The following is a 20,427-nucleotide window of genomic DNA, read 5'->3' on the forward strand; positions in this document are numbered from 1 at the left end:
ATTACAACCCAGTATCTTGTTGACTAACAAGATCTTCAGACAAGGCAACAGTTGATTCACTGACATCTTCCACCAGCTTGGACACTTCTTCTAGCGTTGTGGTACCAAGGAATAAATACTCCATGGCCGAATGCGCGAGTGGAATAAAATGAGGACTACGTAGCGCTGCTCGGGCAAAGTCTTGCGGATTACCTGTACGCATGGCATCTATCATGTTTTCGTCTAGTTCGAGTATTTCAAAAATACCTATTCGACCACGATAACCAGATCCATTACAGGTTTGACAACCACTACCCACTTTAAACGTAGCGCTGTTAATATCTCTTTTAGTCACACTCGTAAGCCAGCTACGTTCAGCCGCGGTTGGCTGATAATCCACTGCGCAATTATGACAAACACGCCTCACAAGACGTTGAGCGATAATGACTCGCAATGCACTGGCAACCAAATAACTCGCCGCGCCCATATCGAGTAATCGTAACGCACTGGTAACGGCATCATTGGTATGCAAAGTCGATAATACAAAGTGACCTGTTAACGCACCCCGTAAACCAATTTCAACGGTTTCTTGGTCACGCATCTCCCCCACCATGATAATGTCTGGATCTTGACGGAGCGTGGTACGCAGTACGTTAGAAAAGTCCAAACCAATTTTGTGATTAACCTGAACTTGGTTAATTCGCGGTAACTGATATTCTACTGGATCTTCTACGGTAATAATCTTTCGGTCTGCAGTATTAAGCTCATTTAAAATCCCGTATAACGTTGTCGTTTTACCGCTACCAGTTGGCCCTGTCACTAACAACATACCGTGAGGGCGCTTAATTTGTTTACGAATTCGCGCCACGATATTGGGTGGCATGCCGGTTTCATCTAAGGTTCGCAGGCCTGTGGTTTGATCTAACAAACGCATTACCACAGATTCGCCATGATAAATGGGCATGGTCGACATCCGCACGTCAATTTGATGACCTTTTATTTCCATATGAAAACGGCCATCTTGTGGCATACGTTTCTCTGAAATATCCAATCCCGCCATCAATTTAAGCCGCAATACCAATGCCGAAGCAATATTGACTTCACTTAAGATATTTTCATGTAATTGACCATCAATACGCTGGCGGATCCGCAGCACTTTCTCGCCGGGTTCAATATGAATATCTGACGCTCGCATTTGCACTGCATCTTCAAAAATAGACTGCAATAACTTCACGACTGTGGTTTCGTTATCACTGTCACTTTGGGTTATATTAGCCAAATCGAACATGTCATCAGAGGCATATTCTTCGTCGAGTTTACCGGCGATTTCCGCGATTTGACCAGTACGACGATAAAGGTTATCAAATGCATCGAGTAACTGTTGTTCTGGTGCTACCGCGAGCATTAACTGCTTAGGGGCTACTAATGCTTCAATATTATCAATGGCCTGCAAGTCTGCAGGATCGCTCATTGCAACGACTACATGGTCTGGATGACTCTCTACCACTAAGGCACGAAAACGTCTCGCCTGTACTTCGGGGAGAATATTAACCACTTCATCGGCTATTGGACGGCGACTAATATCAAGATAGGGTAAATTTAGCTGTTGAGACAAAAACTTAAGTAACTGATCTTCAGTAATACAGTTTAAATCAATTAGCGTACGACCGAGCTTTCTACCAGAATTGCGCTGTTCCGTTAAGGCTTGCTTTAATTGCTCGTCGGTAATAATCAGCTCTTGAACAAGAAGATCCCCTAACCGCATCTTTAACTTAGGCTTCATCGGTTTTCTCCTAATTGATCTAAACGGGTTTCAATAAATGTCATGGCTGAAGTCGATAAGCCTTCATAACTTAAAGCAGATCGGTAAGCTTGAGCTGCTTGGGAATATTTTTTCTGAGAATCTAATGCATATCCTAAACCCATCCACCAGCGAGAGTTGGTCGACTCGGATACCAGTAAATTACGGTAAGCAGATTCTGCTAAAAAGAAGTTTTTTGAGCTTTGCGCCAATTCGGTTTGAGCAACCCATTTATCTCGAGCCCAAGTAGAGTTGTCAGGGATCATATCCAAGGTTGACAATGCTTTATCATAGGCTTTCATTTCGGTTTGAATTTGCGACAAAATCACATAAAACTCCCATTGTTGCGGAAACAGACTAATACCACTCTCAAGTAATCGCATCACCGCGATAAGATTATGCTGGGCATAATAAATCGCTAGTAATTGTTTACGGGCTTTATGTAAGCTAGGTTGCAATACTATTGCCTCTAAATAGTAACCCGTGGCATCATCAAGTCGCTGCTCTTGCTCTGCATTCATCGCTTTGCGATATTGCAATTGCGCCATTTGCGCTTTAGTCAGCACCACTTCTTTCACCGTCATCCCTGCAGGCATTTGTCTGGTAACCGATTCTTGTATAGATGAAGCAGACGCTTGCTCTGTGGTTAAGCCTTGAGTCGCTTCAATATTATTCGAGGCGTTCTTATTCGGTGACACCTTAGCCGATTCAATACTATCAGGCACCACATTATTAGATATGGTGTTATTGTTTACTGTTTTACTAGGAACGGCCTTATTGGCGTCTGTAAAACTCGACTTATCAGAATCTTCGGTTGTAGTTAATAGCGTTGGTGTTTCAACCGTTTCAGGTACATTAACGCTATCTTGTCGTTGCGATGCTGGAGATAAACTCATTGTATCGTCATCAAGCACTGGTGCCGTATCCACTGAAGGTGAACCTGGCATAGATATTTGATCCCTTATCCGGGCAGCATTTTGAGTTATTACCGCTGTACTCACCAATGCCGATGTTTGCATAGGTGTCGATGTTGGGTTTAACACTAATTTAGACTGTTCAACATCAAGACCGTCATTCTTTTGCGGCAGATTAACATCTAACGATTCAGTTTCTCTGGCCACTATTGAACTGATAGAGGCTAGTTCACTGACAATTTCATTATTAGCTTGGCGGTATATTGATACCCCAAACCATAATGTAGGTATTAAGAGTATAGCTACGACAATAAGGCTAATGAGCGGCAATCGTGATTTAGCGGTTGATTGGTATTGAATTTGAGGACGTACAAACTCACCCGCTGGTTGCGTCGGAGGGATTCCGGTTTCAGACTGTTGGCGCAGCTCTAAATCTTTCAGCATTTTGATAATCACGCTCATTTTATCTCGCCTATTTGTGTCATCCATTCACCACAACAGCTTTCGCCATTGAATCCAACAAACAACATCAATGCGGCAAGCAGCACAATAATCAATATACGAATACGAGAGAACCTCACTTTATGCTGCAAACTAACATCTTCAGTGTCCAATATTGCAGCAAGACAATCACGAGTAGACACCTTTTTTCCGTTTTGGCCGTAACATAATAATAAACTCTTATGTGCCAATATATTCACTAAGCGCGGAATACCTCGAGCGGCTTTAGCGATGAGTTTGATATCTGATGTACTAAACAATTCAGACCCTTTATAACCGGCTACCATGAGGCGGTAATGAATATAAGCCTGTATCTCATCCCAGGTTAACGGACGTAAATTATAACTAAAGGTGATACGTTGCCTTAACTGTCTGAACTTTGGTTGTGCTAGGCGTTGATCTAATTCTGGCTGGCCAAATAACACCACTTGCAATAGCTTACGGCTTTCGGTCTCTAAATTGGTAAACAATCGTAATGCTTCAATACTGTCATCTGGTAATGCTTGTGCTTCATCTAAGACGAGCACCACCTGAAATCCTCGATGATTAAGCGCCAGTAAACGCTCATGGATCAATCGGGTCAATTGCTGCTGATCTAATTTATCAGGTAAATCCAACCCTAGTTCACCTGCAACAGCCCAACGTAATTCATTAGGGCTTAAATAGGGGTTAGGTAAATAAGCACAATGGTATTGAGTCGGTAAGTCATTCAACAGCTTACGACAAACCAAAGTTTTACCTGTGCCCACTTCACCCGTGACCTTAATAAAACCTTCGCCTGTTTGTAATGCGGTTTGTAGTACTTGCAGTGCTTCCACATGCGGCGACAACCCAAAAAAGAAACCTGTATTTGGGGTAAGCGTAAAAGGCAACTGACTTAAGCCAAAATGCTCCAAATACATAATTACTGGCTATCCCTTTTCAAGTATCAACCGCCGTTATCCTATGCCAACTGTCGTTATCAACTGCCACTACTTAGAAGGATACCAACGTTCAATTAAATCCTGTGAACGTTTTAATTCATCCTTCCATGTATCACCACCGACAACCGTTGGTTTTAACATAATAATCAGTTCGGTTTTCTGCTTAGATTTAGTACGACTAGTAAAGGCTTCGCCCAAAAATGGAATATCACCCAATAATGGAACCTTGGAAACCGTTTCAATATTCTCGCTTTTCATTAATCCGCCAATAACGACGACATCACCAGATGCGGCTCGGATCACAGTATCAGATTCACGGATCTCGCTTTGTGCTAAAGGTAATTCCAACGTTGAGTCACTGATGGTAATTTCTTTGGTTTGCGAGGTCACATCGATGACTGAAGGATGGACGTGCAATATCACATTGCCATGTTCGTCGATCTGAGGGGTTACATCTAATGCAATACCGGAGAAAAATGGGGTTAACTCAACTTGTGGAGTGGTAACTGTCGTTGTGCCAGACACTGTCGTTGAAGACACATCGGTCACGAAATACTCATCATTACCGACTTTAATCACCGCTTTTTGGTTATTAGAAGCCGTCACTCGCGGGCTTGAAAGTACATCGACATCGCCTTGAGTATCTAGCAAATTGATAATGCTACTAAAATCAGTTCCGCTGAAGTTGATTGAGGTTACGCCGCCAATAGCGGTTGTAATGGCATTGCTTAATCCTTGTCCTGCTGAGGTACTGAAATTAATATTGGTACTGCCAGCATGACCTAAAACATTTTCCCACTGGATCCCTTGCTGGTAACCGTCAGATAAGGTGACCTCTATAATTTTCGCTTCTAAAATCACTTGGCGTTGTAAATGACTTTCTGCTATTTGTAAAAAACTACGAATTTGACGTAACTCATCAGGGAAAGCCCTAACAGTGACTAAACCCGCTTGAGGCGTCACCACAACTTGTCGACCACCACCCGTTTCACCCATAATGGATGTTAATGTTGCTTGTAATTCACCCCAAAAATCTGTTTTAGTCGTTGAACGAATAAATGTACCATTGGTATTGTCACTACTGTTCGAATTACTGTCGCTACTACTATTATTGCTAGAGCTATTGTTGTTATTGCTATTACTATTACTATTTCCACTACTTGAATTACTGTTTTGATCTGAAATTCGTCCAGAGCTAACTGACGTTAATGACAAGCCTTCGCGTTGCATGTAGATATAATTCAACGGAAATGTTTCGGTTCTCATACCCGATGGGAATACCCGTAAAATACGTCCTTCACGATTAACTTCGTAACCATAAATATCTTCCACTACTTGTATAGCTTCTGACAGAGTGACTGCTTTTAAAGATAACGATATTTTACCTTGAACATCAGGATGTACCGCAATACTTAATGGGGTATCTTTCACTAAACTGGGGAAAAAGACTCTGGCATCCACTTCATTTGCAGACACATCAAAACGACGCTCCGCAGGTATGGCTCTTGCTGATGGGCCCAATATATTACTACCATTGAGCTCACGCTGAACATCTTCCGGCATCGCCGCTAGAGGGGGCGTAATAGCTTGAGGGATATCAACTTGTTGTCTTGACTCATTCAAAGCCGTTTTTGCAGCTTGTGGATCGGGTCTATCTGTTGTTTGGCAAGCAACTAAGCACAGCGACATCAGAGGAGTAACATATTTAATCACATTCATTTTTTATTCTTATCCTATCACTCTGTTATCGACTGAAATAGTTGAAGTTTTCTTCCATCTGACAAGGTAACATAATCTTTACTAATTTTTGATACTCGCAAGCCACTACCGTTAACTGCATCACCCACCGACAGAATGATATTATTGATAATTGCATAGGAATGTTGACCGTTAACAATACTGTTTAGCACTAAAGCTTGATTATCATCGAGGGCCTTTACAGCAAGAAACCCCTGGCTAGGTAAGGTAGGATCACGTAAAGTTTGTGCATTAGTCGCGGACATTAGCAGCATCATTAGGCTCACTGCAAATGCCACTGTGTTAATTTTGTTTTGCAACACTGATAAAGTCCTTATTCACACTCAGTGTGTAAAGTTCTAATTCAACTAAGGCATCAGGATGAACGTCTACACGATAGTCCAGCCGCTTCCAATACAATTTATCAGGCATACTTTCGACGGCCTTAATAAACGCTAAAATAGAAAAGTAATCACCTTGTAAGGTTAACTTAATACCGTGACGATAGAGATTAATTTTATCAGCATCTCCAACTTGCAATAAGGCTTGAGGAGCAATTGAGGCAAATGAAATGAGCGACACTCCTTTCACATTACCTAACAAATTGGCTAATAACGTTGGCATATAATCAGCTGGCACCATATCAACCATTTGGTCGGTTAAATCGGCATCGATCAATTGCATCTGCTCAGTAATTAATTGTAATCGCTGTTGGTAATCCTGATTAGGATCTAGCTGCAATCGCTCTTCATAGAGTGCCACTTGTTGCATGGAAATCGAATTTTCTTGCTGTAGCCCTTTTAATTGATTTTTCACACTTTGCTGTTGTTTCCAAAGTGATTCAAAAGGCATAAACAACAACATTCCCGCTACTACGAATAAAGCAACAGCAATCAATACTCGTTCGCGCTGGCTTAATTCATTAAATTTTTCAGACCATATCAACCATTGTTGTTTCATTGTGCTAACTCCTTAGCACTAGGTTGGCTTATTAATTTAAATGCTAACGGTTGCGCTTCGCCGCGGTCCATCGTCATAGCCGAAAACGCGTACCCTTTTAATGTAGCTGTGTTTTTAAGTTTATCTATCCAAAGGGGGATACTTTGTGGGTTACGTCCATAGCCTTCAAATTCAATGCGCTGAACGTCATTGCTTTGTTGTTCTATTGTTATATGGCTCAACCACAAACTATTGTCGGCAACAGCAGCTAAATCGGTCAACATTGGCGAGTAACCTTGGCTAATTAGCATATCCATTTGACTAAGTTTATCTTTTAATAATTTATTAAGGTCTAAACGTTGCCGCTCAAGCTCAACCTTTGCTACCAATTTAGCATCGGGTTTACGTTCAGCAATCTGTTGCTCTAACTGATTTTTTTGTTCAGTTAAGCTATTCTTTTTGCTGTTTTCCTGCTGGTTGAGCACCTGCAATTCATCGGTATTCCAAAGTCCTACGCCATAAAGTAGCGCACTGCACCCTATAAATAAGGCTAATGCGATTATCATTCTAGAAAACGTCAGCCTTTGTTTTTTAGGCAACAAATCTGCTGTATATAAATTAACGCCGGTTTTTATCACACTTCACCTCGCGTTAATTCTTGCAGTGCCAACTGAGCGAGTAAACTCGATACACCATCATGAGTAATCGCCGTCACTTTTTGATTAAAGTTGGCCGCTACAAGATTGGCCAATGATGCACTATCGCCTTCAACCAAAATACTAATCGATGCCACCGGAGCTTGACGTAACTGGCTTTCAAAATAGTCCATAGACCGCTGAATCTCTAAGCTGAGATTATCGGCTAAACCTAGCTTTAATTCTTCTAACGTCGCTTGATTCAGTTGATTAAATCCTCTGACTCGACGTTGCATTAACACTTCGCCCGCTTTAACGACCAGTAACAATAATTCTTGTTGTGGTAGGTGAGCAACCAACATATGTGCCATGTTATCGTGAGCTAATAAATGGCTTAACGCTAATTCTTCAATGCTTATCCCTGCAACCTCCAATCCGCTAGCATTACAAGCACCCGCTAACTGCATTAAAAATTGACGACTGCTTACCACTACATTCACTTTTGAACTGGGAATAAGGCTAGACTCAAAATAATCTAGATGAATATTAGCGACAGGCTCTGACACCATGTCCTTAACAGACCAAATTAATGCTTGAGTCACTTCAGTAGGTTCAACATTAGGTTTTTCAGCTTGTACTAGCTGATAATATTGATGAGACAGCACTAATTGTACTCTAACTCGACCAAACTGATGCTTTAGTGCTTCAAAAGCTTGATACCAATCGTTTTTCTTTACTGAAAACTGACTAATAACAGCTGCCGAATGGTCTTGCTTTGGCTTGTACGCCCACAGGCAATTATCAGCGACAAATACGCCTAAATCCCCCATAGATTTGGAAGTCTGCCAAAAGGCTAGTTTACTCAAAAAACCATTGTCCATTGCTTGACCCGTATTCGCTAACATATTAATTATTTTAGATTCCTGGCTAATGGTACATTATCAAATCAACAGGATCATTAATTCAACACATCATCACTACACATCAAGGAGATTCAATTAGGAATCCATAGTTATTTTTGGGAAAATATGTCGCAATTAAACATAGCACTAATGCGTTGATTCTATAACTAATCAATAAAATACCGAATATTTATTTAAGATAAAAGTTAATATATTGATAAATAAGCTTTAACATTAGTGTATTAAAACAAACATAGCACTAAAATCGTTAAACTTCAGATCTTTGCCCTAAGAAATCGCCCTGTGCAGCACTCACACCGAGAATTTTTAACGTTTGCCACTCCTCGAAACATTCAACCCCTTCTGCAATCACTTTTACTTCCGCTCTATAAAGACCACCAATTAAGCTGCGAATAAATAGTTGATTCTCCGGTCGTTGATGCACTCTTCGTACGATAGAGCGGTGTAGTTTGACTAAATCAAAATGATATTCTTGAATATAATGGCTCCCGACAACATACTGACCGACATTATCAACAGCCAATTTCGCCCCCATTTTCCTGAGCATATCTAAGGTTTTAAGCAATAAGGTATTCTTTTGGTTTTTAACAATGATGTCTTCCGACACCTCGAAAATAAGCCGCGAAGCTAAAGGGCGATGCTCAAGTAATGTTGATTGTATCCAACGAACAAACGCTCTACTGATTAAACTATCGAGGCTTAAATTGATGCTATAAGTAAGTGTATTATCATTCATTAGCCTGAAGAGCACTTGCTCCAATATTTGCCGTTCAATCTGTGGCATCAAGCCACATTTGTTAGCCATTGGAATAAACAAGGTTGCGCGTATATCGTTACCGCGTATATCTCTAGCACGACTAAATATTTCATAATGTAGTACCTGATCATCACTGTCGACAATCGCTTGTTGTAAGGTAAAAAAACGTTTTGATACTAGCGTATTTTCTAGGAAGCTGCGCCAACGGACAGAACCTTTGGCAATTTCTTCATCTAATGCACCTTTATCATACATAAACCAGTTATTAACCCGTTGCAGCTGTGCAGCACGAAGTGCCATTTCAGCCTCTTCAACAAGTTGAATTTGTAAATCGCCAGTTTTAAAAAATGCACAGCCTAAGTGGAAAAAATTATCAGGATCACCGATGCCATAAAAAGGTAATGCGAGACAAGTTTTTAGTATTCGTTGGGCTAACTGATCGGCTTCTATGAGCGATAATTGTGGGACGACAATAGCTAATTGAGAATAGCTACGTCGGGCAAAAATACTGTCTTCATATTGAGTTAACGCTGCAGTAATTGCTTCGGTTGTTAGTGATAGCATCGCCTTCATGCCACCTTCACCGAATTCATTCTCAACTAAATCAACATCATCAAACTCAATAAACATCAATACACCATGAGCCATCATTTTTTGATCATGGCTTAGCGCATCTAGACGGTTTTGAAAAAATATAGGATTACCAATTTGAGTTTGTTTATCTAAAAAAGTATCTTTCCGAATAAACTGATCTAAGCGACCACGTTCTTTATGAGCATCATCCAGATCGGCGAGTAATTTACTGAGCGCACGATTGATCATGCGTGGTTTACCATTGGTAGGCACTTCGGCGGCTTGCTTTAATTTACCATCTAAAATAAGTTTGCTCCGCAGTGCAAGTTGCTCTACGCCATCTAATTCTCTGGAATACCAACCATAGCCAAAGCGAACAAAAATCCCGATACTAATGAAACCGATTAAAAGAATAATCAGCTCATGCCAGCCCAAATCATACAAGGAAAAAGGCGGTGGCATAACCAACTTCATGGATAATTGACCAGGGTTCAACTGGGTTTGATATACCGTCAAGTTGCTCTTAGTGGTATCGATTTGATCGCGATGAAATTGGTAAACGACTTGGTGTTCATGAGACAGGGAAAAATCGACCGCTTTATAAGCCGTCAATAATGGGGGTAACCAACTTGAAAATTGATTGCTGCCATGTTGTTGGTAATCCTCGACTAACATGGTCTCTAATTCAGCGACTTTTTGTTGCTGAAAATTATAGGTTAATTGAGTAAAACCCATCACCGCACACAACAAAAACACAAAGGCAACAGCGGCCAATGAAAGCAACCAAAAGCTGGTCATTTTTTTAGTAAGGATCTTGGTGTGTTTCATGTATCCGCTATCCTGCTGGATTTATTTATTTTATTAATGTCTCCAATGTAATTTAGTATAACGATTGTACTCCACAACTTCACTAAGCGTTTTATTTACTAGGGCCTGTTGATCTTTCAAGGTTGTTTTTGCAGCGAATTGTTGGTCATTTGTACAAGGCAGAGACTTTGTGATGTAGTTATTTTACATAAAAAGTCGATAACGCAGTAAAAATGACCAACAAACGCTGCCCGAAGGGTTCGGCTAAAAACGTTTTACTCTTTGTTGAGCGAATTTAGCTTAGATTACTAGGCAGCAACCCGCTCGCCTCGATTAAAACGTTTTTATCTCGAACAAAATTTAACCTGCAAAGATCAACAGACCCTACTATCTGGCACCATAAAAAAAGGGGCAAATGCCCCTTTTGTCTAAATGCAATCTCGCTAACCCATCTTTATTTGAATTAGCGAATCGATTTATTTATGTCCGATATTCTATACCTGATATTCAGCCGGCAATGTGGTTATTTTTGCCACTCCGGAGTCTATTGCCGCTTGTGACACCGCGCGAGCAACAATCGATAACAATCTTGGATCCATTGGTTTTGGCAACACATATTGTGGACCAAAGCTTAAAGATGAAACGTTAGGATAAGCAGCAAGCACTTCAGTAGGAACCGGCTCCTTGGCAAGATTAGCGATTGCATATACAGCAGCCAACTTCATCTCGTCATTAATCACCGATGCACGAACATCTAGTGCACCTCTAAAAATAAACGGAAAGCACAATACATTATTGACTTGATTGGGATAATCACTACGACCGGTACCCATAATTAAATCTTTGCGGATATTGTGGGCTAATTCGGGTCTAATTTCAGGATCTGGATTAGAACAAGCAAAAATAACAGGATTAGGCGCCATTAACGCAATATCATCAGCGGTTAATAAGTTCGCTCCCGACAAGCCTAAAAATACATCGGCATCTTTAATCACGTCTTGCAACGTACGTTTGTCAGTATTATTGGCAAATAATGCTTTGTACTCATTGATATCTTCACGACGAGTATGGATAACACCTTGTCTGTCGAGCATATAAACATTTTCACGTAATGCACCACATTTAACAATCATCGTCATACACGCAATGGCAGCTGCACCAGCACCTAAACAAACAAATACTGCATCACCAATTTTTTTACCCTGAATTTCGAGCGCGTTTAACATCCCTGCTGCAGTCACAATAGCAGTACCATGTTGATCGTCATGAAATACGGGTATATTACATCGCTTAATGAGCTCTTGTTCTATCTCAAAACATTCAGGCGCCTTGATGTCTTCTAAGTTAATTCCGCCAAAGGTATCAGCAATAGATTCAACGGTATTAATAAAGTCTTCAGTTGTGCGGTGTTTTACTTCAATATCAATTGAATCGATATTAGCAAAACGCTTGAATAGCAGTGATTTTCCTTCCATAACAGGCTTAGATGCTAATGGACCTAAATTACCCAAGCCCAAAATAGCCGTGCCGTTGGTAATCACCGCAACGGTATTACCTTTATTGGTATATCGATATGCATTTTCAGGATTCAATGCAATTTCTCTAACGGGCTCCGCAACGCCTGGACTATATGCTAAAGCAAGGTCATGGCTTGATTGAGCGGGTTTTGTTAGACAAACAGCCGTTTTCCCTGGTACTGGAAATTCATGATAGTCGAGAGCTTGTTGACGAATATCTGACATTTTATACATCCTGAAATGCGCTATATTGAAGAAAGATATGGTCAACAGTACACATTAGTTGTGAACTTGATCACCATAGAAATTTCAATAACAATACGCTAATACTGAGACGATATAAATCAAAAACTTAATAATAGAACCCATTGCAAGCCAAAACATAGGCTACGTTTTATAAAACTAACTAATCCAACATGAATATATATAAATCAATAAGTTAAAAATGTAGGAATATAACAAGATTTAGGTTAGCAATCGGATGTAGGAGTCGTTATTTGCAGTTTATTTTGTCTAAATTACAATAAAGTGGCTTTTATGGTTTTTGGTATTGTTTATTACTAAAAAATTAGTTTTCTTCTCAGCACAATACTCGTTGACGGTTATTAACCTTTGGAGCGGGATTAGAGATGGGGCAAATAAACTAAAATCAAAATAGCTCACGTTTTTAAGTCAACTCAGCGCAGTTAGCTAGCATAATAAACAACGGCTCAATACTGTTAACAACCTCTAGCTGAAGTTATTCAAATTTAGAACACAAAAAAGGCGCCAAAGGCGCCTTTCTAGAGTAATTGAATTACAATTACTTTTTACCAACCATACCAAAACGCTTGTTAAACTTGTCAATACGACCACCAGTATCAACAACTTTCTGAGTACCAGTGTAGAATGGGTGACATGCACCACATACGTCCAAGTGTAGGTTTTTGCCTGCAGTTGAGTTTACTTTGATGATGTTACCACAAGTACAAGTTGCAGTAATTTCAGCGTAATTTGGGTGTATATCTTTTTTCATTTGGAGTTACCTTAAATTGAAGGCCATGTCGCTCTCCCAACCCGAAGCTGAGCACCACATGTAGTTAATAACGGTACGTTATAGGCGCGATATAGTACAAGGTCTCATATAGACAAACAAGTAGAATTTCTAAACGATACTACAATTTCCGATGTAAACGCTCTAACGCTTCATAAGTTGCTTGGGCTTTAGAAGGGCTTTGGTATTGCATTAATATTGGTTTAGATGGGCATTTCAAACTGCGATCAGACATCAGTAAGTAAATTTTATGGCTTGCAAATGCATTCGGATTTGTATCATAAATCGCGAGCATTGCACCAAAAACATTGCTGTGCCATTGCTCTGCATAACGCTCAGCAATTCGCCATAACGTATCTTGGGGAGATTTATCAATAGTACAAATCTTGTCTTTGTTATCGCGCTGTATGTCTACCGTTTTTGTGATGATATTATTGGCTTGGATTCGCTGAGGTGATATTTTCGTTTCATGACTAGCCGCTAATAATTTATCACTATCAGACGCTTTATTGCCAATTGGATCGATTACTTTATGTGTTATGGCAGCTTTTGGTAACACAGATTGATTAATCAATGATGTTGACCCAGCTTGGGACTGACTTTGTTGACTAGCCACTAAGTTATCAAATGTGGTTTTGTCGGCTGCTACATTTTGATAATTTGAAAGCATTTCTACAGAAGGACAATCTAATGAACGTCCTCGTTTTAGTAGCCGAATTTTGCCGTGATAAAATGCTGATGGATTAGTGTGATAAAGAGCAAGCATTGCACCATAAATATTGGACCCCCATTGCTTACGATAGCGTACAGCAATATTCCATAACGTATCATCTTGCAACGGACTAATCTTACAATTATTTAATCTTTGTTGCGTTGGCAATGCTGTAGTGTTTCGACTTGTTGGATCAAGTTTCGATGCCGATAATGCCACAGAGGGTGACTTCATGGTTTTTATCGCAACAGGTTGATGTCGGCTTTGAGTCACGGTTTGGGGAAATAAAGGTACAGGTGAATATTGTAACCATTTAGCATTGCGATATTCAGAAACAATGAGTGCAGCATCTCGATCACGTATTTTTTCAGTACCACTTAAGACAAATACATCACCATCTCGCTGTTCAACATCAAGCTTTTCTAACACAATGTTATCTTGATAAATTTGGCGTAAATAAAAGGTCAGCCGCGATAAATCATCCTGATCAGTGATGATATTCACTGTTAACTTAGGAGATTGTCCGCTTTCAAATGGAATAGTATCAATACTGATATTGCTAATTTGTGCAATGACAATTGAAATACTATCAACTGCCAATAATGCTAATATTGCTAGCACCTTAAAGCTTTTCATTAAATCAATCCTTTCGATTATAAACTGCTTCAGCACAGCGTAAAACACGCTGAAAAATAATGATGTTAAATGCACTTATACACTGGCAAATAAAATGCTCATCCTAAGCTCATCAGGTGGTAATTTATTATTATTGTTTACTTTTTTAAGCTTTTCATCGCGCGAATTATAAGTATTAACAACCGCAACTATATAAACTAACATAACTAGCTGCAACTAATTACTGATAAACAAAAGCAAATATCCGATTAAGCAGCACTGTTTATCACTCATTATGGTTATAACACTTATTTAGCCGCATGCTTTGCTTCAATGACCTCAAATACTTTTCTATCTACTCCTTTATTATTGTATTCAGACAAAATAGCAGTTGATGGGCAATGTAACGGAACATCTTTTAATAATAAGTGAATTCTTTGCTTGGAAAAAGCCGATAAATTAGCCTCAAAAATAGCTAACATCGCACCATAAACGCTGGTATGCCATTGCTCTTTGTAACGGTTAGCTATACGCCATAATGTGTCACTATTATCTCGCTCAATTAAACAATCTACTTGCTGCGTTGCTCCGTCTACCGATGCTATTGCTTGTGTTACTGTTGTTGACGATGATTGTGATGTTTGCTTATTTTTTTGAGATATAACAGACAATTTCTTTACAGGATTTTCTGCAACTGCTGATGATTGTTGGTTATTTGCATGAGCGGCTAAAGTGGCACTTTTAAAAGAATAAGGCGCATCAAAAACCGCCAGTACGGCTAACGTAATGGCTCCAGTGGCAGTGGCTTCGGTAATAATCAGCTGTGCATTTTTATCACTAATGACATTGGTGCCATGAAGTTGCAGCAAAAATCGGTTAATACCCTGTACAATCAACTTTTGCTGCAGAAATTGATCATCATCTAACTGGCGAATATAAAATCCTAACCGTGACACATCATCATTTTGGGCCACAACATTAACCTTTAATTGCGGTACACTATTCAATTCAAACTGACGACTATTGATACTGACATGATTCACTTGAGCCATTGCCGCAGTCACAGAACCCAATAATCCAAAGACTAAGATGATGACCTCAATAAGTCCTTTACGCATATATGTTGCCCTATCTCTTTGATGACACTTAGAGGTAAACTAATCCACAATCCACTATAAAATTGAAAACGATGAAGCCTTATGCCCGTGTTTGTTGAAGTTGCCTTACCCGTTCCATTACGCAGAAACTTTAGTTATCGCGTAAAAGACGAACAGCAAACGGGATTACAAATTGGTCTTCGAGTTAAAGTCCCTTTTGGACCACAACAACTTATCGGCTTAATTACTGCTATCACCGATAGCTGTGACTTAGCGCCACAACAAATTAAATCTGTTACCGCTGTATTAGATGATGCCCCATTGTTACCTGATTCGCTATATAAATTAACATTATGGGCAGCCAGATACTACTTTACCTCTCAAGGACAAATGCTCAGCCAAGCGCTACCTGTTGCATTAAGAAAAGGCCTTGAAGCAGCGCCGCAAGCAGTGATTGAATACCATTTAAGCCAGCAAGGACGCAGTGCAGACTCAAGCGTACTCAAACGAGCTCCGGCACAGAAAAAACTTTACGAGTTATTACTTGATGGCCCCATTACCCAAGATAACTTCACCACTCAAGCATTAAGCAAACCGGCGCTAAAAGCTTTAGAGCAAAAACAATGGATTGAGCGGCAACAAAAACCACTCAGCCATGATTTAAGTTGGCGTCAACAGTTGGTCATGAATGAGTCACCTCATAAGCTCAACAAACAGCAAGCTGTCGCTGTTGCTGTGCTCACTCAACAGCAAGGATTCCATTGCACCTTATTAGAAGGCATTACTGGCTCGGGCAAAACCGAAGTCTACTTAACCTTGCTTGAGACTATTTTAAAACAAGGTAAGCAAGCACTGATCCTCGTGCCTGAAATAGGCTTAACACCACAAACCATTAATCGTTTCAAACGTCGCTTCGAAGTTAATGTTGCCGTGATCCATTCAGGACTCACCGACAATCAACGACTTGAGGCTTGGCGCCAAGCTCGTGTGGGTGAAGCGGCCATTATCATTGGCACTCGTTCGGCACTTTTTACTCCTATGGCCTTTCCTGGATTAATTATTCTCGACGAAGAGCATGACAGTAGCTTTAAACAACAAGAAGGGGTGCGTTATCACGCAAGAGACCTAGCAGTTATGCGCGGTCATCTTGAAGATATTCAAGTGGTATTAGGTTCAGCGACTCCATCTTTAGAAACCTTACAAAATGCACTATCTGGACGTTATCACCACCTTGAACTCAGTGAACGAGCAGGGGCAGCCCAAAAAGTTAAGCAAGGTATTATCGATATTACTTCGCAGCCACTCAAAGCAGGCTTGTCGACATCATTGATTAACGAAATGCGCATGCATCTTGACGCGGGTAATCAGGTGCTGCTGTTTTTAAACCGTCGTGGATTTGCCCCTGCTTTGCTTTGCCACGAATGTGGCCATTTACATGAATGCGACCGTTGCGATGCATTTTTCACCGTACATCAAGGATTAAATGAAATTTGTTGCCATCATTGCGGCAATCAATACGCTATCCCACGCCAATGCCACGAATGCGGCAGCACCATGTTAATGGGTCATGGTTTAGGTACCGAACAGCTGGAACTTGAATTAATAAAGTTGTTTCCCAATTATCCTGTTGTCCGTATTGACCGCGATACAACTCGTCGCAAAGGTTCACTCGAGCAGCAATTGCAAGGTATTCATATGGGGAAATATAAAATTCTGGTTGGAACCCAAATGTTAGCCAAAGGCCACCACTTCCCAGATGTCACCTTAGTCGGCTTACTTGATGTAGATGGCGCATTGTTCAGTGCAGATTTTCGTGCCCCTGAACGTTTTGGGCAGCTATACACCCAAGTATCAGGCCGTGCTGGCCGTGCAGACAAACCCGGCAAAGTGCTATTACAAACCCATCAAAGTGATAACCCCATTTTACGTGATTTATTGAAACGCGGTTACGGTGAGTTTGCTCGTAGTCAGCTAAAAGAGCGTCAGCAAGCATTATTACCGCCCGCATGGCACATGGTATTAATTCGTGCAGAAGCACATTTAGCTGAAGATGCCGATGCTTTTCTAGCACGCGCCAGTGAGCTATTGCCACAAGATAAAGACTTTGAAATAATTGGCCCAATTCCAGCGCCACTTGATCGAAAAGCAGGAAAATACCGACGTCAATTAATACTCCAAGCTAAAAGCCGCCAACGTCTCCAAACCGAATTTGAACGAGTATTAGGCCAAATAGAGCAAATACCGGAAGGTAAAAAATGCCGTTGGAATATAGATCGTGACCCGCAGGATTTAATGTAATTAAGCCGCATTACGGAGAAGGCAGTCGACCTTAAAGCTGCCATAAACTTCACTTAGATTAATATTCAGCATAAAAAACCAATATTTCCGTTAAAGCAGATAGCAATTACCCCCCATAAACGGCTAAAATATGCGGTTCCGTCATGTCATTCATTTAACGAATTAGTGCAAGCAAACGCCCATGAAATCACATATTGAATCTTTACTAGAACAAACCATCGAATCCTTCAAACAACAAGGAATTGTGCCGGCTGATTTTCAAGCTCGCATTCAGGTCGATCGCACTAAAGATAAAAGTCATGGTGACTTAGCGACTAACCTTGCAATGATGCTGACCAAAGTAGCGAAAAAGAACCCGCGCGAATTAGCACAACTGATCATCGACACCTTACCTGCATCATCTTATGTGGCCAAAGTTGAAATTGCCGGTCCAGGTTTTATTAACTTCTTTATCGATGACAATGCGCTAGCTAACCAGCTACAACAAGCGCTTAACGATGACCATTTAGGTGTGGTATTACCCACTAAGCAAACCATCGTTGTCGATTATTCTTCGCCAAACTTAGCCAAAGAAATGCACGTAGGCCATTTACGCTCAACCATTATTGGTGACAGCGTAGTGCGCGCACTTGAGTTTTTAGGCCATAACGTCATTCGTCAAAACCACGTAGGCGACTGGGGTACTCAATTTGGTATGCTATTGGCGTTAATGGAAGAGTTACGTGCTGCCAATGGCGAACAAGCCAAGATGGAATTGTCTGACCTAGAGAGTTTTTATCGTGCGGCTAAAGTACGTTTTGACGAATCGGCCGAATTCGCCACGCGTGCCCGTCAGTTAGTCGTCGCGCTTCAATCAGGTGATGAATACTGTAATAAATTATGGCGTGAATTTAACGACATCTCCTTAAGCCATTGTCATGATGTATATAAGCGTTTAGGGGTTAGCTTAACCCGCGCAGATGTTCACGGAGAAAGCGCCTACAATGCCGACCTAGCTCAAGTGGTTAAAGATTTAGACGCCCAAGGTCTGTTAAGTGAAAGCAATGGCGCTAAAGTGGTATTCCAAGAAGCATATCGCACCAAAGAAGGTGAGCCTCTACCGGTTATCATTCAAAAAGCGGATGGTGGCTACTTATATGCAACGTCAGATCTTGCCGCCATGCGTTACCGCTCAAACGTATTAAAAGCCGATCGCGCCATGTACTTTGTCGATTTACGTCAAGCCTTACACTTCCAACAAGTGTTTAGCCTTGCCAAATTGGCTAAATTTGTTCGCCCTGAAATGTTGCTGGAGCACACTGGCTTTGGCACCATGAATGGTGAAGATGGTCGTCCATTTAAAACCCGTTCAGGCGGTGTGGTTAAATTAGTTGATTTACTTGACGAAGCCGATGTTCGCGCACTTGAACTGGTTCGCAGTAAAAACCCAGATATGGACCAAGAAACACTCACTGAAATCGCTCGCGTAGTCGGCATCAGCTCTGTTAAGTATGCCGATCTATCTAAAAACCGAACCAGTGATTATATTTTCAGTTTTGAACAGATGTTGAGTTTTGAAGGTAATACTGCACCTTACTTACTTTACGCCTACACCCGCGTGGCAGGTATTTTCAAACGCGCAGCAGATATTGATCTTAGCCAAGCTAAGATAGTGCTCGAACATGAAAAAGAAAAAGACTTAGGCACAAAGCTGGCACAATTTGGTGAAGTATTAACCCGTATGACAGATAAAGGCTTGCCTCATGTGTTGTGTGGTTACCTTTATGAACTTGCTAGTGAATTTTCAAGCTTCTATGAAGCATGCCCCGTGCTTGCTGCCGAAACCGAAGCGCAAAAGCAAAGCCGTTTGTTGCTATCGCAACTTACAGCTAAAACGTTGAAAACGGGTTTGTCGCTACTCGGCATTGAAACCCTAGAGCGGATGTAATCATGAGTCGTGACTACGCAAATCGCAAACCTCGTTCGGGTACTAAAGCCCGCGCGCCACAACGGAAAAAAGCACCTAAGCGCTCTTTTCCATATTTGGCTGTTTTTGGGGTACTCACATTGATCATCGGTTTCGGCTATTTTTTATGGTCCATTAATGGCAGCTCAGACTCATCAGCCACAACGGAACCAGTTCAACAACCAAAGAAGAAAACAACACAAGCTGTGGTCGCTGAAGCACCGAAAAAAACCGTAAAGAAAGATCCAAATGCATTACCACCGAAACCGCAGGAAGAATGGACTTATTTAAAAGAACTTGAAAATATGCAAGTTGAAGTCGACGTGCCTCAGTCTGGCGTAGTGTCTAGCGGCATCTATCAAATGCAATGTGGCTCATTTAGGCAAGAATCACAAGCAAATGAAATGAAAGCCAGAATTGCCTTCCAAGGTGCAGAGGCGCAAGTGCGTCGCAGTGAAGGAACCAATGGCGTATGGTATCGCGTGGTGTTGGGGCCATACCCAAACAAGCGTGAAGCCGAAACCAATCGTCATAAAATGCAGAGCGCAGGTTTAAATGGTTGTCTCATTTGGTTATGGGAATAAACAACCTATTATAGTCGTAATGCATAAATCACATCGCCCTGTTCTTTTGAACAGGGCTTTTTATTAAGCATCGCTTGATATCTGCCATTTTGACCCCATATCCTTTTTAACAATCAACAATTGCATTCACCCTAATG

Annotated in this window: 16 protein-coding genes; 3 read left to right on the forward strand and 13 right to left on the reverse strand. The window is 40.9% G+C overall.

The annotated features are described in order from the left end of the window. Position 1: 1 nt before the first annotated feature. The 13 genes from FH971_RS18805 to FH971_RS18870 all read right to left on the reverse strand — a co-directional run bounded on the left by FH971_RS18805 (position 2) and on the right by FH971_RS18870 (position 15,484). Positions 2-1,762: a GspE/PulE family protein gene (locus tag FH971_RS18805; protein WP_140235314.1), complete on the reverse strand. Its 1,761-nt coding sequence runs from the start codon at positions 1,760-1,762 to the stop codon at positions 2-4. Further along, positions 1,759-3,156, reverse strand: a complete 1,398-nt coding sequence (locus FH971_RS18810; RefSeq protein ID WP_140235315.1) for a tetratricopeptide repeat protein — start codon at positions 3,154-3,156, stop codon at positions 1,759-1,761. Before FH971_RS18810 ends, FH971_RS18805 begins: the two co-directional genes overlap by 4 nt. Beyond that, positions 3,153-4,097 (reverse strand): ExeA family protein, encoded by a 945-nt coding sequence (locus tag FH971_RS18815; protein WP_140235316.1) that lies wholly within the window; start codon positions 4,095-4,097, stop codon positions 3,153-3,155. Before FH971_RS18815 ends, FH971_RS18810 begins: the two co-directional genes overlap by 4 nt. Before the next feature lie 69 nt (positions 4,098-4,166). Continuing rightward, positions 4,167-5,837 carry a pilus (MSHA type) biogenesis protein MshL gene (gene mshL, locus FH971_RS18820; RefSeq protein ID WP_140235317.1) on the reverse strand — a complete coding sequence of 557 codons (1,671 nt, stop codon included), beginning with the start codon at positions 5,835-5,837 and terminating at the stop codon, positions 4,167-4,169. Between the two features lie 17 nt (positions 5,838-5,854). Continuing rightward, complete coding sequence (locus FH971_RS18825) at positions 5,855-6,178, reverse strand: MSHA biogenesis protein MshK (protein WP_240778407.1); 324 nt, start codon at positions 6,176-6,178, stop codon at positions 5,855-5,857. Beyond that, on the reverse strand, positions 6,159-6,815 hold the full coding sequence (locus FH971_RS18830; protein WP_140235318.1) for an MSHA biogenesis protein MshJ: 657 nt from the start codon (positions 6,813-6,815) through the stop codon (positions 6,159-6,161). The genes FH971_RS18825 and FH971_RS18830 overlap by 20 nt, the downstream gene beginning before the upstream one ends. Further along, entirely contained in the window at positions 6,812-7,432 is a 621-nt protein-coding gene (locus tag FH971_RS18835) for a fimbrial assembly protein (RefSeq protein ID WP_140235319.1), read from the reverse strand. The genes FH971_RS18830 and FH971_RS18835 overlap by 4 nt, the downstream gene beginning before the upstream one ends. Continuing rightward, complete coding sequence (locus FH971_RS18840; RefSeq protein WP_167496128.1) at positions 7,429-8,310, reverse strand: biogenesis protein MshI; 882 nt, start codon at positions 8,308-8,310, stop codon at positions 7,429-7,431. Before FH971_RS18840 ends, FH971_RS18835 begins: the two co-directional genes overlap by 4 nt. A gap of 289 nt (positions 8,311-8,599) precedes the next feature. After that, complete coding sequence (gene csrD / locus FH971_RS18845; protein WP_140235321.1) at positions 8,600-10,510, reverse strand: RNase E specificity factor CsrD; 1,911 nt, start codon at positions 10,508-10,510, stop codon at positions 8,600-8,602. Positions 10,511-10,983: 473 nt separating this feature from the next. After that, complete coding sequence (locus tag FH971_RS18855; RefSeq protein WP_140235322.1) at positions 10,984-12,231, reverse strand: malic enzyme-like NAD(P)-binding protein; 1,248 nt, start codon at positions 12,229-12,231, stop codon at positions 10,984-10,986. A 577-nt stretch (positions 12,232-12,808) separates the two neighbouring features. Then, complete coding sequence (gene rpmE / locus FH971_RS18860; protein ID WP_137224746.1) at positions 12,809-13,021, reverse strand: 50S ribosomal protein L31; 213 nt, start codon at positions 13,019-13,021, stop codon at positions 12,809-12,811. Positions 13,022-13,160: 139 nt separating this feature from the next. Further along, the gene (locus tag FH971_RS18865; RefSeq protein ID WP_140235323.1) at positions 13,161-14,387 is read right to left on the reverse strand and encodes a FimV/HubP family polar landmark protein; all 1,227 of its coding nucleotides are present in this window, start codon (positions 14,385-14,387) and stop codon (positions 13,161-13,163) included. A gap of 287 nt (positions 14,388-14,674) precedes the next feature. Then, entirely contained in the window at positions 14,675-15,484 is an 810-nt protein-coding gene (locus FH971_RS18870) for a FimV/HubP family polar landmark protein (protein WP_140235324.1), read from the reverse strand. An 81-nt stretch (positions 15,485-15,565) separates the two neighbouring features. Here FH971_RS18870 and priA point away from each other — a divergent pair, with 81 nt between their 5' ends. From priA to FH971_RS18885, 3 genes are all read left to right on the forward strand, one after another. Beyond that, positions 15,566-17,761, forward strand: a complete 2,196-nt coding sequence (gene priA, locus FH971_RS18875) for a primosomal protein N' (protein ID WP_140235325.1) — start codon at positions 15,566-15,568, stop codon at positions 17,759-17,761. Positions 17,762-17,942: 181 nt separating this feature from the next. Beyond that, positions 17,943-19,688 (forward strand): arginine--tRNA ligase, encoded by a 1,746-nt coding sequence (gene argS, locus FH971_RS18880; RefSeq protein WP_140235326.1) that lies wholly within the window; start codon positions 17,943-17,945, stop codon positions 19,686-19,688. A 2-nt stretch (positions 19,689-19,690) separates the two neighbouring features. After that, complete coding sequence (locus tag FH971_RS18885) at positions 19,691-20,290, forward strand: SPOR domain-containing protein (protein ID WP_140235327.1); 600 nt, start codon at positions 19,691-19,693, stop codon at positions 20,288-20,290. Positions 20,291-20,427 lie beyond the last annotated feature (137 nt).

The sequence above is a fragment of the Shewanella polaris genome (assembly GCF_006385555.1).
GTDB classification, from domain to species: Bacteria; Pseudomonadota; Gammaproteobacteria; order Enterobacterales; family Shewanellaceae; genus Shewanella; species Shewanella polaris.

Bases quoted from the DNA above. Each gene is read 5' to 3' on its own strand.
- rpmE (WP_137224746.1), bottom strand. From the start codon at position 13,021: ATGAAAAAAGATATACACCCAAATTACGCTGAAATTACTGCAACTTGT.
- FH971_RS18855 (WP_140235322.1), bottom strand. From the start codon at position 12,231: ATGTCAGATATTCGTCAACAAGCTCTCGACTATCATGAATTTCCAGTA.
- FH971_RS18840 (WP_167496128.1), bottom strand. From the start codon at position 8,310: ATGGACAATGGTTTTTTGAGTAAACTAGCCTTTTGGCAGACTTCCAAA.
- FH971_RS18810 (WP_140235315.1), bottom strand. From the start codon at position 3,156: ATGAGCGTGATTATCAAAATGCTGAAAGATTTAGAGCTGCGCCAACAG.
- FH971_RS18805 (WP_140235314.1), bottom strand. From the start codon at position 1,762: ATGAAGCCTAAGTTAAAGATGCGGTTAGGGGATCTTCTTGTTCAAGAG.
- FH971_RS18815 (WP_140235316.1), bottom strand. From the start codon at position 4,097: ATGTATTTGGAGCATTTTGGCTTAAGTCAGTTGCCTTTTACGCTTACC.
- FH971_RS18865 (WP_140235323.1), bottom strand. From the start codon at position 14,387: ATGAAAAGCTTTAAGGTGCTAGCAATATTAGCATTATTGGCAGTTGAT.
- FH971_RS18885 (WP_140235327.1), top strand. From the start codon at position 19,691: ATGAGTCGTGACTACGCAAATCGCAAACCTCGTTCGGGTACTAAAGCC.
- argS (WP_140235326.1), top strand. From the start codon at position 17,943: ATGAAATCACATATTGAATCTTTACTAGAACAAACCATCGAATCCTTC.
- FH971_RS18870 (WP_140235324.1), bottom strand. From the start codon at position 15,484: ATGCGTAAAGGACTTATTGAGGTCATCATCTTAGTCTTTGGATTATTG.
- mshL (WP_140235317.1), bottom strand. From the start codon at position 5,837: ATGAATGTGATTAAATATGTTACTCCTCTGATGTCGCTGTGCTTAGTT.
- csrD (WP_140235321.1), bottom strand. From the start codon at position 10,510: ATGAAACACACCAAGATCCTTACTAAAAAAATGACCAGCTTTTGGTTG.
- FH971_RS18830 (WP_140235318.1), bottom strand. From the start codon at position 6,815: ATGAAACAACAATGGTTGATATGGTCTGAAAAATTTAATGAATTAAGC.
- priA (WP_140235325.1), top strand. From the start codon at position 15,566: ATGCCCGTGTTTGTTGAAGTTGCCTTACCCGTTCCATTACGCAGAAAC.